The 14,004-nt window shown below is 62.1% G+C and carries 7 protein-coding genes; 3 read left to right on the forward strand and 4 right to left on the reverse strand.

The features are described from left to right. The 4 genes from LB535_RS27155 to LB535_RS27170 all read right to left on the reverse strand — a co-directional run bounded on the left by LB535_RS27155 (position 1) and on the right by LB535_RS27170 (position 4,663). On the reverse strand, positions 1-1,218 hold the full coding sequence (locus tag LB535_RS27155; RefSeq protein WP_224634357.1) for an amidohydrolase/deacetylase family metallohydrolase: 1,218 nt from the start codon (positions 1,216-1,218) through the stop codon (positions 1-3). Further along, entirely contained in the window at positions 1,218-2,081 is an 864-nt protein-coding gene (locus tag LB535_RS27160) for an ABC transporter permease (protein WP_224634358.1), read from the reverse strand. Before LB535_RS27160 ends, LB535_RS27155 begins: the two co-directional genes overlap by 1 nt. Beyond that, positions 2,081-3,022 carry an ABC transporter permease gene (locus LB535_RS27165; RefSeq protein WP_224634359.1) on the reverse strand — a complete coding sequence of 314 codons (942 nt, stop codon included), beginning with the start codon at positions 3,020-3,022 and terminating at the stop codon, positions 2,081-2,083. The genes LB535_RS27160 and LB535_RS27165 overlap by 1 nt, the downstream gene beginning before the upstream one ends. A 111-nt stretch (positions 3,023-3,133) precedes the next feature. Then, entirely contained in the window at positions 3,134-4,663 is a 1,530-nt protein-coding gene (locus LB535_RS27170) for an ABC transporter substrate-binding protein (protein ID WP_224634360.1), read from the reverse strand. A gap of 508 nt (positions 4,664-5,171) precedes the next feature. Here LB535_RS27170 and LB535_RS27175 point away from each other — a divergent pair. From LB535_RS27175 to LB535_RS27185, 3 genes are all read left to right on the forward strand, one after another. After that, the gene (locus LB535_RS27175; RefSeq protein ID WP_224634361.1) at positions 5,172-5,879 is read left to right on the forward strand and encodes a 4'-phosphopantetheinyl transferase; all 708 of its coding nucleotides are present in this window, start codon (positions 5,172-5,174) and stop codon (positions 5,877-5,879) included. A gap of 100 nt (positions 5,880-5,979) precedes the next feature. Then, entirely contained in the window at positions 5,980-12,297 is a 6,318-nt protein-coding gene (locus LB535_RS27180) for a non-ribosomal peptide synthetase (protein ID WP_224634362.1), read from the forward strand. Then, on the forward strand, positions 12,290-13,987 hold the full coding sequence (locus tag LB535_RS27185; RefSeq protein WP_224634363.1) for an AMP-binding protein: 1,698 nt from the start codon (positions 12,290-12,292) through the stop codon (positions 13,985-13,987). Before LB535_RS27180 ends, LB535_RS27185 begins: the two co-directional genes overlap by 8 nt. Positions 13,988-14,004 lie beyond the last annotated feature (17 nt).

Below are 14,004 nucleotides of genomic sequence, written 5' to 3' on the forward strand. Positions count from 1 at the left end.
TCAAGCTTTCCATCCGCAATGAGGACAAGCGCCGTCGCCGGCATGCGCCGATGGCACGTGCCGGTGGGCTTCTATGGCATTCGCTCCCAGGATCGCGTAGCGCGGTTCGAACAACTGGTTGAGCACGCTCGTCGCACCCTGGGAGTCTTTCACCGTCAGTTCGGCATCGACCAGTTCGAACAATGTGAATTCCGCCGGCTTGCCCTTTTCCAGCAAGCTGTCGGCTGGCAGTCGGATGGCCCGGCGTGGTGCCACAGTCGACGCTATCACCACGTCCTCGAACGCCATGCCCAGCGACAGAAGCTTCGACATGGTCGTCGCCATGTCCCACACGGAACCGTCGAGCGAGCGGTTGTGCAGATCGGTCGAGATCGTCTTCGGCGGCAGGCCGCGTTCCAGAGCGGCCTTGGCGACATCAAACGAGAAGGATGCCCCGCCATGGCCGACATCAAGCACGATGCCGCGCGACGCCGCGTCCTCGGCCAGACGGTAGAGATCGTCGTCCTCGAGGATCGAGCCGCCGGCCTTGCCGTTGAAGCAATGGGTAACGATGTCGCTCTCGCTAAGCAGGCCGAGAATGTCGTCATAGAGCGGCGGCGGCTCTCCGACATGCACCATCACCGGCAGCTTGACGATGCGGCCGAGCTTCTTCGCCAGCTTGACCGGCGTCAGATCCCAGCCGCCGGTGATGACGTGGCTTGCCCGCACCTTCAACCCGACGATGACGTCGCGGTTGGCTTCAATGGTGGCGATGGTTCGATCGATGTCGATGGAGCGCATGTCGATCAGCTCGCTCACTCGGTTGCAGGCAACGAGCCCAATCGAGCCGATGTTCAAGAATGCGTAGATGTTCTCCTGTGCCGGCTCAACGATGAATTCGCGAAAGCCGTGGAAATTCGCCTCGCCGGCAGAGCCTGCGTCAACCATGGTGGTGACGCCGCGCGCGGCACCACATTGCTGGGGTCGAATGGAGATATCGGTGCCGCCATACCAGACATGGACATGCAGATCGGTCCAGCCGGGCGACAGGAAGGCGCCGTTCGCCTCCACCACCTTGACGTCGTCGCCCGCGCCAATCATCGAGCCGATCTCCGCGATGCGTCCGTCCTTGTCGATGAGCACGTCGATGGCGGGACCGAAACGATCGCCGAACGCCACGGGCCTGGCGCCCCTGATCAGCAGCGGCTGCTTCATTTCGGGAAAACGGTTGCCGAACATCAGATGTCCTTTGCCAGACGGGGGTCGAGAAGGTCGCGCAAGCCGTCGCCGACCAGTTGCAGGGCCAGCACGGTGATGACGATGGCAGCGCCGGGGAACATCATGATCCAGCCGGCCTGGTCCATGTACTGACGGCCGACCGCAATCATCGTGCCCCAGGTCGGGATGTCGGGAGAGATGCCGACACCGAGAAACGATAGCCCGGCTTCGGCCAGGATGGCGTTGGCGAAGATGAAGGTTCCCTGCACCAGGATGGGGGAGGCGACGTTGCGCAGCACGTGACGCACCAGGATGACGGGCGTCGGCACGCCGAGCGCGCGCGCCGCTTCGACATAGGGCAATTCGCGGATCACCAGCGTCGAGGCGCGCACAACCCGCGCCAGCCTCGGCGCGTAGACGATGCCGAGCGCGACGACGACGTTGACTGCCGTGGCGCCGAGTGCCGCCACCAGGGCGATGGCAAGCAGAATATCGGGAAACGCCATCATGGCGTCGACCAGCCGCGAAACCGGCGTGTCGAGCTTCCTGAAGAAGCCGGCCGTCAGCCCAAGCACAATGCCGATCGCTGATGAAAAGACGACGACTGAGAAGCCGACGGAGAGGGAGGTGCGCGCGGCATAGAGCATGCGCGTGAACACGTCGCGGCCGAGATCGTCGGTGCCGAACAGATGCTCGAGGCTTGGCGGATGCAGCCGGCTGGCGATCGAAAGCTTGGTCGGCGCATAGGGCGCGATGATCGGCGCCAGGATCGCCGCCAATGCGATGACGACGAGCAGGGCCAGCCCCACCGCCGCCGTCGGGCGGCCGAGCAACCGTGACAGAAGGTTGGGCTCCTGGTGCAGCGGGGTTGCGATGGCGGCCATCAGTAGCGCACCCGCGGATCGATGAGGATGTAGAGCATGTCGATGACGAAATTGACCAGCACGTAGAGGCCGGCGATGACCAGCAGCGCGCCCTGGATGACCGGATAGTCGCGCCGCAGCACCGCCGAGACGACGAGGCTACCGACCCCCGGCAGGCCGAACACGGTCTCGGTGACGACGGCGCCGGAAATCAGCAGCGCCGCCGTCAGGCCGATCACGGTGAGGATAGGGATAAGCGCATTCTTGAGGGCGTGTTTGAGCACCACGCGCCACTCGCTCATGCCCTTGGAGCGCGCGGTGCGGACGTAATCGTCGTTGAGGACGTCTAGCATCGAGGCGCGCGTGAAGCGCGTGATCAAGGCCGAGCTGACAAGGCCGAGCGCCAGCGCCGGCAGCACGAGATGAGCGATGCGATCGCCGAACGAGGCGCCGGGTCCGCCATATCCCGACGTGTCGAACCAGCCGAGCCTGACGGCAAAGAACTGGATGAACAGCAGGCCGAGCCAGAAGCTCGGCACGCTGGCCGCGAACATGGCGATCGTGGTGGCCGCCTGGTCGAAAAGCGAGCCGCGCCTGTAGGCGGATAGGATGCCGACGGGCAGGGCGATCACAGTCGCGATCATGAGCGAGAACACGGTCAGAAAGAAAGTTGGTTCGGCGCGCTGGAGGAGTGCCGTGGTGACCGGCTCGTTGAGGAAGATTGACTGGCCGAAATCTCCCTGCATAACCCCGGCGAGGTAGTGCAAGAACTGTTGCGGGATTGAACCATCAAGTCCCAGTTTGGTGCGGAGGGTAGCGATGTCGGCGGCCGTAGCGTCGGGACCGAGCATGACAGCGGCAGGGTCGCCCGGCGTCACCCGCACGATGACGAAGACGATGGTGGCAACCAGCGCCATCACCACGATCATGCCAAGGAGCCTTTTGAGAACCGAGCGCAGCATCCGCGTTGATATCTCCGGGGCCGGTTTTGCGGGAAGGGCCGCCGGACCGCGGCGCCTCCCGGATCATGCCAGGCTGCCTTCCCGCGACGGAGCGGGAAGGCAGGGGATTGGCTATTTGCCTTCGAGGTAAGCGTTCCAGAAATAGGGCCAGGGCGCCGGCGTGACGCCCTTGAGGTTCGGCGCCTCGGCGGCGAGCGCGTTGAAATCGCCGACCTTGTAAACCGCCGCTTCGTCGTAGATCACCTTCTGCACGTCTTCGTAGAGCTTGGCGCGCTTGGCCGGGTCGGTCTCGGAGTTGAAGGCATCGAGCACCTTGTGCTTGGCATCGCTCGACCACCAGCCCGGCGTGTTGTCGGACATGAAGCCGTTGAGCGACGGTTCGGCGAGAAACGGACTGTGGGTGATGTAGATGTCCCACAGCGCCGGATCGGTGCGGTTCTTGGTCAGTGTCGCCCATTCGACGACATCGAGCTCGACCTTGAAGCCGGCCTGCTCCAGATAGGCCTGAGCCACTTGTGCCATCTTGTAGTGGAATTCGTACTGGCGGCTGGTCAGGATGCGCAGCGGCTTGCCGTCATAACCAGCGTCCTTGAGCAGTGCGGCGGCTTTCTCGGTGTCGCCCTCGGGCTTGTAGGCCTCGGTACCTGTGTTCGAATGCCAGGCGAAGCCTTCCGGATACATGGCACCATCGACTGCATAGAAATCCTTGGACCCGAAGGCGGCGAGCAGCATATCCTCAGGCGCCAGCGCTGCCTGGATGGCCTTGCGGATACGGATGTCGGAATTCAGCCCCTGTTTGGTGTTCATCACGAACACGGGCCAGCCGAACGGCTTCAGGATAAGCGGCTTTGTCTTGCCGCCGGAAATCTTGTCGTAGGATTCGACAGGAAGAGAATCGGCATAGGCGAACTGGCCGGCGACGGCGCCCTCGACGCGCGTATTGGGATCGGGAACCGGCACGAAGCGAATTTCGTCCAGATATTGTTTCCTCGCCCCACCATAGCCATCCGGCTCTCCGTCGCGGGACCTGTAGCCATCGAAGCGGGCGAGTTGGATGAACTGATCCGGCTTACGGTCCTTGAGCATGTAAGGCCCGGTTCCGATGAACTTTGTCAGCGGATCTTCGTCGGCATTCTCAGAGGGGATGATGATGGCCGCCGCATTGTTCAACGACAGCAGCGACAGCAGGGGCGCGTAGGCTTTCTTCAGTGTAATCTTGACCGTCTTCTCATCGAGGGCGTCGAGTGAGCTTATGACGTCCGCCGCCTGCTTGCCGCGCGTCGCCACCTTCATCCAGCGTTTCAGCGAGGCCATGACATCGGCCGATGTCATATCCGAACCGTCGTGGAACTTGACGCCCGTCCTTAGCGGGATCGTGTAAGTCAGGCCGTCCGGCGATATCGTCGGCATGTCGGCGGCCAGGAGCGGCGTGATGCCCCACTTGTTGTCGAACGTATAAAGCGTCTCGTAAATGTGCTGGGTGATGATGCCGACCAGATCGGCGGTCGATGCCATTGGATCCAATGTCGGAGGCTCGCCGACGGTGGCAACGTCGATCACTCCCCCCTTCTGCGGTTCAGCCCATGCCAGCGCCGGCAGCAATGCGGCGAACGACGCGACGACTTGCAGTACGCGCTTCATCCGTTCTCCTCCACGTTCCAGTTTTATGGAATATATAGTTTAGTTACGCACTAAGCTTACGCCGATCGCTCATCGCGTCAAGCGGCGAAGGCCGGGCTGGGCTTGATTGCGGATCCCGTCCGTGCAGTCCGTGCGCCAGCAGCGGACATTGCTGGTCTCAAGGCAAACAGGCGAGTTTGCGCCAGAAGCTGTCCCTGCCGAGTCGATCGCACAAAGTCAGCCGCAAGCGGACGGGAGGTGGATATGTCGATATAAAGCTGCTTCCGCTTTGAAGGCCGGTTCATTACGCACTACCCGGCAACTATTGCCGTCCGCTGCGACTGGCCATCCATTCGGCTCCGCGCCAGATTCTTAACGTCGCTGCGCCAGCCGAGCTCTCGTCCCGACCCACCATGGCGCAGCGAACGGCCGGGTGACCTCTGCTAAATGAATCTCGTTGGCGACTTTGCGTCGACGTTCTGGTATAAGGCTAGACAGCATAAAGGACTGCGGTTGGGCCGGCAAAGAAATGGTATTGCCTGATGGGTCGGACATCCGCAGCGACTGTTCGGCCGCCCAGTTCGTGGCATCTTTTCGGGAGTTGGTGGCCGATGATATCGGCGTCGAGGGTGGTGATTTCAAACCAGCCGATCGGGACCTGCCGCTCAAAGAGGAAGCACATCTGGGCAATGTTGTACCGGCGCGACGGCGTGAGTTTCGGGCTGGACGCCTTTATGCAAGGCAGGCCCTCCGGGGCCTAGGCATTCCTGAAACCGTGATTCCGATAGGGCCCGATCGAGCGCCGATCTGGCCGACAGGTGTCGTCGGTTCAATCTCTCACACCAGAAGCCTATGCGCTGTCGCAGTCGGATTGTCCGCCGATTATCTTGGCATCGGCATCGACATCGAAGAAAATTCTTCGCTTTCCGGCGAGCTGGCGAAACTGGTGACGCACACTTCGGAACTGAACGAGCGAGAGGTGATCGAAGCGCGGCTGGGCTACGACCTCCCGAAGCTTCTGTTCGTCATAAAGGAAGCTTTCTACAAAATGCATTTCCCGCTCAACCGGCGCTTTTTGGCGTTTCGGGATGTTCGCGTCGAACTTGACGTGGAGAGACACGTAGCGAAAGCCGTGATCGTTTCGTCAAGCCGCTTTGTGGCGGCCGATACTTTCGACGGCCGGTTCGGCAGCAGCCATGGGACATTGTTCTCGTGTTTTGCTCTCTCTGCGCCTTGACAGCCACGCGGCCAGCAAGCACTCAGTGATCCGAGCCTGGTGCTCCATTGGATTGAACGGTGCTGTTGCTGAATAACGTCCGATCTTGGAGCATGATCTGATGGACACGATACGTGGCCATGTGGATCGGCATGCGGGACAGAATTCGCGAACGGTGGCCCTTCTGGCTGCGGGACGCGCGCCTCTTACCTATCAAGGGTTGGCGCTCAAGATTCGCCACATCGGTGAATGGCTGGCGCTGGAAGGCATCGGACCAGCCGACCGCGTAGCGCTTCTTCTGCCCGAGTGCACGGAAGCTGCTGCTGTGATCGTGGCGGTCGCAGCCAACGCGGCTTGCGCTCCCCTAAATCCCGCATGGCCCTCCGACGAGCTTGAATCGCAACTAAGCGCGCTGCAGCCCAAGGCGCTGATCGTGTCGGATGGCTGGCAATCGCCGGTGCTCGCCGTGGCGATTTCGTTGAACATGCGCATTCTGCGACTGCATGTGGCGCGCGACGCGGCTCTCGGGCCCTTCTTGTTAGCCGGCGCCAGCGGGGCACGTCGCGATGACCAGCCCAGGGCCACGCCAGACGATGCCGCGCTGCTACTTTTCACGTCGGGCACGTCGGCGCGGCCGAAGCTAGTCTCGCTGACACATCGAAACCTTTGCGTTGCGGCGCACAACATCTGCTCGGCGGTGGATCTCCGGCATACCGACCGGTGTCTGGGCGTGATGCCACTGTTTCATATTCATGGCATAAGCAGCCTTTTATCGTCAGTGGTATCTGGGGGCTCCTACATCAGTATGGAGGGTTTTTCCGCCGACAGCTTCTTCAGCTGTCTCAGCGAGTTCAGGCCGACCTGGTATTCGGCGTCGCCCGCCATTCATCGCACCATTCTCGATCAGATCCGTCTCTGCCCGGATGACCCTCGCCAAAGTGGACTGCGCTTCATTCGCTCGGCTTCGGCACCAATGCCGCCTCAGCTGATCGCGGAGACTGAAAAAATATTCGGCGTGCCGTTTGTCGAGGCCTACGGAATGACCGAGGCAGCGCCGCAGATTGCGAGCAACCGGCTTCCGCCGTTCGAACGCAAGCCAGGCTCCGTGGGCAAAGCCGCGGGGCCGGAAATCGCCATCATGGACGAAACCGGGCGTCTCCTGCCGCCCGGCGCAAATGGCGAGGTGGTCATTCGCGGCGCCAATGTCATGCAGGGCTACGACGGTGACCCCGCCGCCAACCAAGCCGCATTCATCGATGGCTGGCTGCGGACGGGTGACATGGGCCATATCGACGCCGACGGCTATCTGTTCGTCACCGGGCGCCTGAATGACATCATCAATCGCGGCGGCGAAAAGATATCGCCGCTGTTGGTCGAGCAGGTCCTGCTCCAACACCCCGCGATCGCGCAGGCGGCTGCCTTCGGCGTTCCACATCCGGTGCTCGGCGAAGTGGTCGCCGCATCGGTCGTGCTCAAGCCAGGGTACGAGCAATTGGTGTCGGATCAGCAGATACGCGGCTTCGTAGCCGAACGGCTGGCGCGCTCGAAGGTGCCGCAGAAGATCATTGTGGTGGAGGCAATCCCTGTCGATTCCGGCGGAAAGGTCAATCGCAGGCATCTGGCCCTGACGCTCGATCCGCAACGACAGCTCGCGCAAGTCGATGCGCCACGGACCGGCAAGGTGGTTGCCCGAACCGCCACCGAGCGCCGGGTGGCGGCGGTGTTTGCCGAAGTGCTGGGGACCGAACCGCCCGGCATTCATGACGACTTCTTCGATCTCGGCGGTCATTCGCTGATCGCCATGCAGGTTCTCGCCAGGCTGCAGGATATATTTCAGGTCAGATTGCCGATCGACAGCATGTTTGAACGCCCCACCGTTGCGCGACTTTCGGAACGCATCGGCGAGCATATGGCCAATCTCGTGGCCGAGGGCACGGTGCGGCTGGAGCATGGACCGGTATCTGAGCCCGGCACGACACGCATCCCGCGGCGGCAAGTGGCGACGCCCGCACCACTCTCGTCCGCCCAGCAGCGCCTCTATTTTCTCGACGGAATGGGCGCCGGCGGCGCTTACAACATGTCGGCCTCGCTGCGGTTGACAGGCACGCTAGACGAGCGCGCACTGGCGGCGGCCCTCGATGAGATTCGTCGGCGTCACGACATCCTGCGCACGACCTTTCACATGCGCGAGGGCGAACCGGTGCAGGTGGTTTCCGAATTTCAGGAAACCAGGCTGATGGTGATCGATCTGACCGGCTACAATGCGCAGGTGCGCGCCGCCGAGGCAATGCGCCTTGCCAGCCAGGATGTCGCGGAACCGTTCGACCTGGCACAGGGCCCGCTTTTTCGCGCCAGGCTGATCCGGCTGGCATTCGACGAGCACTTCCTGCTGCTGACGATGCACCATATCGTTTCCGACGGCTGGTCGGTCGCTGTCATCCATGCCGAACTGAAGCAACTCTACGACGCCTTTCATCACGACACGACGTCGCCGCTCGAAGACTTGCCGCTCCAGTATGGCGATTTCGCGGACTGGCAGTGGCGCGGCGTCGAGGCCGGGGAACTCGAGCGCCAGACCGGTTACTGGGTCCGCCGGCTCGAAGGACTGTCGCAAGCCTTCACGCTTCCGACGGACCGCCCGCGCCCCGCCATTCAATCCTATCGCGGCGGAACTCTGCAGGCCGTGATCGACCGTCAAACCACGGATCGCTTGAAGGTCCTCGGCCGAAGCCAGGACGCGACCCTGTTCATGATCTTCCTGGCGGCCTTCAAGACGTTGCTCTTCCGCTACAACGGGCAGGACGATTGCGTCGTCGGCGTGCCGATCGCAAACCGCCCGAGGAAGGAGCTGGAGCCGCTGATCGGGTTTTTCGCCAACACGCTGGTCCTGCGGACATCGCTTGCCGGCGACCCGCCCTTGCTGGCGTTGCTCGGCCGCATCCGGTCGACGGCGCTCGATGCCTATGCACACCAGGATGTTGCGCTCGAACGCATCGTGGAACAGCTGAAGATTCGGCGCGATCCCGGCCACACGCCGTTGTTTCAGGTGATGTTCGCGTTTCAGAACGTCCCGGAATTGCCAGGCTTGCCTGCACGATCGGCGACCGGCCACGCGACAGGACCTTGCTTCGATCTCGCGCCGGGCCTCGCGGCACAGCCTTTGAGCATCGACAAGGCGACGGCGAAGTTCGACCTCGCTTTGTACCTGTCGGAAAGCCCGGAAGCGATGTCCGCAACCTGGCAATTTAACGCCGATCTGTACGAGCCGGCCACCATCGACCGGCTGGCCCGGCATTTCCAGACCTTGCTCGAAGGCATAGCAACCGATCCCGGGCAAAGACTGTCGGAATTGCCCCTGTTGCCCGACGCCGACCGCCGCCAGATCGAAGTCGACTGGAACCGCACCGAAGTCGGAGGATTGCTTGGTCAGGATTGTGTCCAGCTGTTCGAGGCGCAGGTGGAACGAACACCCGAGGCCGCCGCGGTGTTGGGCAAGGACCGGCAGTTCACCTACCGCGAGCTCAATGAACGGGCCAACCGGTTCGCGCGGTACTTTCGCAGCCGTGGGGTTGCCCGCGAGACATTGACCGCGATCTGCCTGCCAAGATCAGGCGAGATGCTGGCTGTGCTGCTGGGAGTGTGGAAGGCCGGCGGCGCATTCCTGCCGGTCGACCCCGAACATCCGTCCGAGCGCATCGCCCTCATGCTGCATGATGCCGGCGTGAGCCTGCTCGTCACAGAGACGTCGCTGCTGGCAAAGTTCCCGGCCGCGTTCCAGATTGCGGGCGATCTTGCGGAGTCCGGCCGGACGATCTGCCTGGATGCCTGCAGGGCTTCCGTGGCGCAGGAGGATCCGCGCAATCCCATAGGCCTCTGCGCGCCCGATGCACTTGCATATGTGATCTATACGTCGGGCTCCACCGGCAAACCCAAGGGCGCTATGATCACGCAGGCCAATGTCGGCCACTATGCGCAGGCGATGATCCGCGCACTCGCTATCCGTCCGGACGACATCTATCTGCACACCGCTTCATTCTCGTTCTCCTCCTCGATACGGCAGTTTGCCGTCCCGCTTTCCTGCGGCGCTGCCGTGGCAATGGCATCGGCCGAGGAGTTGCGCGATCCGTATCTGCTGTTCGAGACGGTGCGCCGTCAGCGCGTCTCGGTGCTGGACCTCGTTCCATCCTTCTCGGCCAGCTGCCTGCAGGTTCTGACGTCGCTCGACCAATCCGTGCGGATATCCTTGCTCGACAATCATGTGCGGCTCGTGCTTTCAGCCAGCGAGCCCTTGCCCAGCGCCTTGGTCGAAAAATGGCGTCGGCTCTGCAAACCCGCGACAGAATTCATCAACATGTTCGGCCTGACCGAAACGACGGGGATCGTGACGGTCTACCCCATTCCGGCGGAGGGCGGCGTGGCGGGGATCGTCCCAATCGGGCGGCCGATTGCCAACACGCAGGCGTACGTGCTGGACACGTCCGGCCATCCGGTTCCGATCGGCATTGGAGGCCACTTGTACATTGGCGGGGCAGGAATCGGACTCGGTTACCTCGATCGTTCGGAGCAGACCGTCTGCAACTTCGGGCCCAATCCGTTCAGCCCGCATAAGGGCGAGCTGCATCGAACCGGCGACCTCGCCCGCTACCGGCCCGACGGGACGCTCGAAATTCTCGGCCGCGCCGACGAACAGGTCAAAATTCGTGGCTTCCGCATCGAACCTGGCGAGATCGAGGCTGCGATCTTTGCTTACCCTGAAGTACGCGAATGTGTCGTCGGTGTTGTGGAGGATGCTGGCGAGGACGATGATCTCGGCGATCGAAAACGCCTGGTCGCCTTCGTTGCGGCCAACGAGCCGCGTGATGCGGATACGCTTGCCCTGTCGCTACGGCTGCGCGAGCTTCTGAAGCGGCAGCTTCCGGAACACATGCTGCCGCAAAGGATCGTGATTCTGCAGCGCCTGCCCCGCACCCCGAACGGCAAGATCGACCGGGGGGCTCTGCTCACCAGAGAGCTGCAGCCGTCGGTTCGTTCCAATGTTGTCGCGCATCCCTCGATCCGGGTCGATCCGCACGGGGTAGCACCTACCGACGTCGAGATGATCTTGGTGGAGATCTGGAAAAGGGTGTTGCGGCTCGATGAGATCGGGCTCCACGACAACTTCTTCGACCTGGGTGGCAATTCCATCCTGAGCATCAATATCGTTGTCGAAGCCGGCAAGGCCGGCCTGATCGTCGATCTGCGTCAGTTTTACCGGCACCAGACGATTGCCGATCTGGCGCGCGCTGTTGCCGTGGCACGGCACGATATCGGGCCAATCGTGGCCGCCGCACCGGTATCGAGCGAAAATGGCACGAAAGTTTTGGTGACGATCGAGAGCCTTCGCGCCTATGGCCGCGATGCGCTGACACGGGCCGGACTGAGTTCCGAGGGTGCGGCGATTGTCACCGAAGTGCAGCTTGAGGCAAGCCTGCGCGGACAGCCGACACATGACATGGTCAGCATTCCGCGTTATGCCTCAAGGATTGCTTCGGGCAAGATCAAAGCTCGTCCGCAAATCCGGGTCGAACACGAGAGCGCCACCATCGCGCGGATTGACGGCGACAACGGACCGGGCCAGTGGGTGAGCATGGTGGCAATGGACCTTGCCATTGAAAAGGCGAGCAGGCACGGCGTCGGAATCGTCGGCGTCCGCCGCTCCAACCATTTCGGCGCCGCCGGCCATTATGTATGGCAAGCAACGAAGCACGACTTCATCGGACTCTGCACAACCAACGGACCGCTGATCCTGGCGCCGACAGGCGGCGTCACGCCAACATTTGGCAACAATCCGCTTGGTGTAGGCATTCCGGCAGGACGGCATTTCCCCATCCTTCTCGACATCGCCATGAGCGTCGCCCCGCGCGGCAAGATCGGCTTGTCCGTGGCGGAAGGCAGTCCGTTGCCAGCTGGGTGGATTCTTGACCGGTCGGGGCGTCCTTCTACCGATCTCGGCGATCTCGCCGCAGGACTTGGCGTGCCGATCGGCGGATACAAGGGCTATGGGCTGGCACTGGTGATGGAAGTGCTTGCGGGTGTGCTCAGCGGCGCGGGTTTCGGCCGTGATCATCAGCGAGACACGCTGCACGACAGCCGCCACGCACCGGACTACGGCCACTTCTTCATGGCACTCGACCCCGAGCGGTTCATGCCGGTTGGGGACTTTATCGAGCGCGTCGATCGCCTGATCGAGCAGACCAGGAACGGGGAACGCGCCGAAGGCGCCAACGAAATCCTGATCCCCGGTGAAATGGAATTGCGCGCCCGCCGGCAGAGCCTGAAGGAAGGTGTGTGGTTGCGCTCATCCACCTATAGTGCGCTCATCGCCTATGGACGCAAGGCAAAGCTCGAAGCTGAACTGGATGTCGTGACCGAAATCCGGCTTGCAGAGGGTCATGGCTGATCAGTTGCACGATCTTGCGCCAAATCAGAACGATCACATGATGACGTTCGACCGGGCCGAGCTGGAGGAGACCATCCCGGCGCGTTTCGACAGAGTTGTCCGCAGTCATGCCTCACACGTGGCGATCGGCGGCGAGCGGCAACAATGGACTTACGGCGAGGTCGACCGGCGTTCCAATCAACTGGCCCGCGCAATCCTTGAGCGCACGCAGCCAGGGCAAGGATGCGTCGCCTATCTTGTCGACCATTCGCCGGACATGGTGATCTGTGCGCTGGCGACGCTCAAGGCGGCAAAGGCCTTCCTTTGCGTTCATCCTGGAATGCCGCTTGCAGCGCAGCGCGACATCATCAACGATGCTGCGCCGGATCTGCTGCTCGCCGGCGCGTCTCACGCAATGACCGCGTTTAACCTTGTCGATGACCAAAGGCGGGTTCGCCTGATCCAGGACATCGACGCGCGATACTCCGCAGATGCGCTGCATGTTCCGGTCGACCCAGGCGACCCGGCCGCAATCTTCTATACCTCCGGGAGCACCGGGCGGCCGAAGGGCGTGGTGAAAAGCCATCGCACCGTACTGCATCGGGCCTGGCTTTGTGCCCGATATGACGGGGTAACCTTCTCGGACCGTCAGTCTCTTCTGACATATTGCAGTTTCGCCTCATCGGAAGCGGACGTCTTCGGAGCGCTTCTGAACGGCGCCACGCTGGAACTCTATGACGCGGCATCGCGTGGTCTCGCCGATCTGAAGGCGTGGATCGACGAGCGCCGCATCACCCTGCTGCATCCGCCCGTCATGCTGTTTCGCAAGTATCTGTCGATGCTCGATGGCTCGGGCCTGCATCCGTCGGTACGCCTCGTGGCGCTTGCGGGCCAAACGGTCATTGCCTCGGACGTTGAGCAATGGCGCCTTCGCTTCACCACGTCCTGTGCCTTGCGCCACCGTTTCTCTTCCACCGAAGCTGGTCACATCGCGGTGGCATCGGTGGCCCCAGGCGAGACACCTGCGGCAGGTACGGTACCGGCGCCGCGCCCGGTCACCGACAAATCTCTTCTGGTCATCGATGAAGATGGCCAGCCAGTCGAACCGGGAGGTGTGGGCGAACTCGTCATCCGCAGCGCTTTCCTGGCAGATGGTTATTGGCGGCAGTCGTCCGAAACGGCAAGGCATTTCGGCACCGACTCCAATTTTCCCGGCCAGCGTCTGTTCCATACCGGCGACATCGGGCGGCTATCGAGCGACGACAGTCTTGAATTCCTCGGGCGGCGCGACGACCAGGTCAAGATTCGCGGGTATCGCGTCGAAACGCGGGAAATCGAGCAGGCTTTCATGCTGCTTCAAACCGTGAACGAAGCAGCGGTCGTCACCGAGCTTCGCCAGGATGCGCACTCCCTTGCTGCCTTCGTCGTGATGAGGCAGGGAGCGTTGTTTGAGACTGACGCCTTAAGAGCCGGGTTGAGATCGATCCTCCCTCAATGGAAAATTCCAGGCCGAATCCAAGCGGTCGAGTCATTGCCTTTGACGCCGACAGGCAAGATAGACAAGCCACTTCTCCAGCAATTTCTTCAGGCACGTGGCGGCCCCGTTGGGGATGGCCAGACCGTGCAATCGTCCGACAAGAAAGAGAACGCGCCGTCTGCAAAACTGATCAAGATCTGGAAAGGGCTTTTTGCCAGGACTGTCGTTCGCTGAATGCGAATAACAATTCA

Source organism: Mesorhizobium sp. CA10 (genome assembly GCF_020165285.1).
Classification (GTDB): Bacteria; Pseudomonadota; Alphaproteobacteria; order Rhizobiales; family Rhizobiaceae; genus Mesorhizobium.

Excerpts from the sequence above, each read along its gene's own strand:
- LB535_RS27155 (WP_224634357.1), bottom strand. The coding sequence starts at position 1,218 with ATGTTCGGCAACCGTTTTCCCGAAATGAAGCAGCCGCTGCTGATCAGG.
- LB535_RS27160 (WP_224634358.1), bottom strand. The coding sequence starts at position 2,081 with ATGGCCGCCATCGCAACCCCGCTGCACCAGGAGCCCAACCTTCTGTCA.
- LB535_RS27165 (WP_224634359.1), bottom strand. The coding sequence starts at position 3,022 with ATGCTGCGCTCGGTTCTCAAAAGGCTCCTTGGCATGATCGTGGTGATG.
- LB535_RS27170 (WP_224634360.1), bottom strand. The coding sequence starts at position 4,663 with ATGAAGCGCGTACTGCAAGTCGTCGCGTCGTTCGCCGCATTGCTGCCG.
- LB535_RS27175 (WP_224634361.1), top strand. The coding sequence starts at position 5,172 with ATGGTATTGCCTGATGGGTCGGACATCCGCAGCGACTGTTCGGCCGCC.
- LB535_RS27180 (WP_224634362.1), top strand. The coding sequence starts at position 5,980 with ATGGACACGATACGTGGCCATGTGGATCGGCATGCGGGACAGAATTCG.
- LB535_RS27185 (WP_224634363.1), top strand. The coding sequence starts at position 12,290 with ATGGCTGATCAGTTGCACGATCTTGCGCCAAATCAGAACGATCACATG.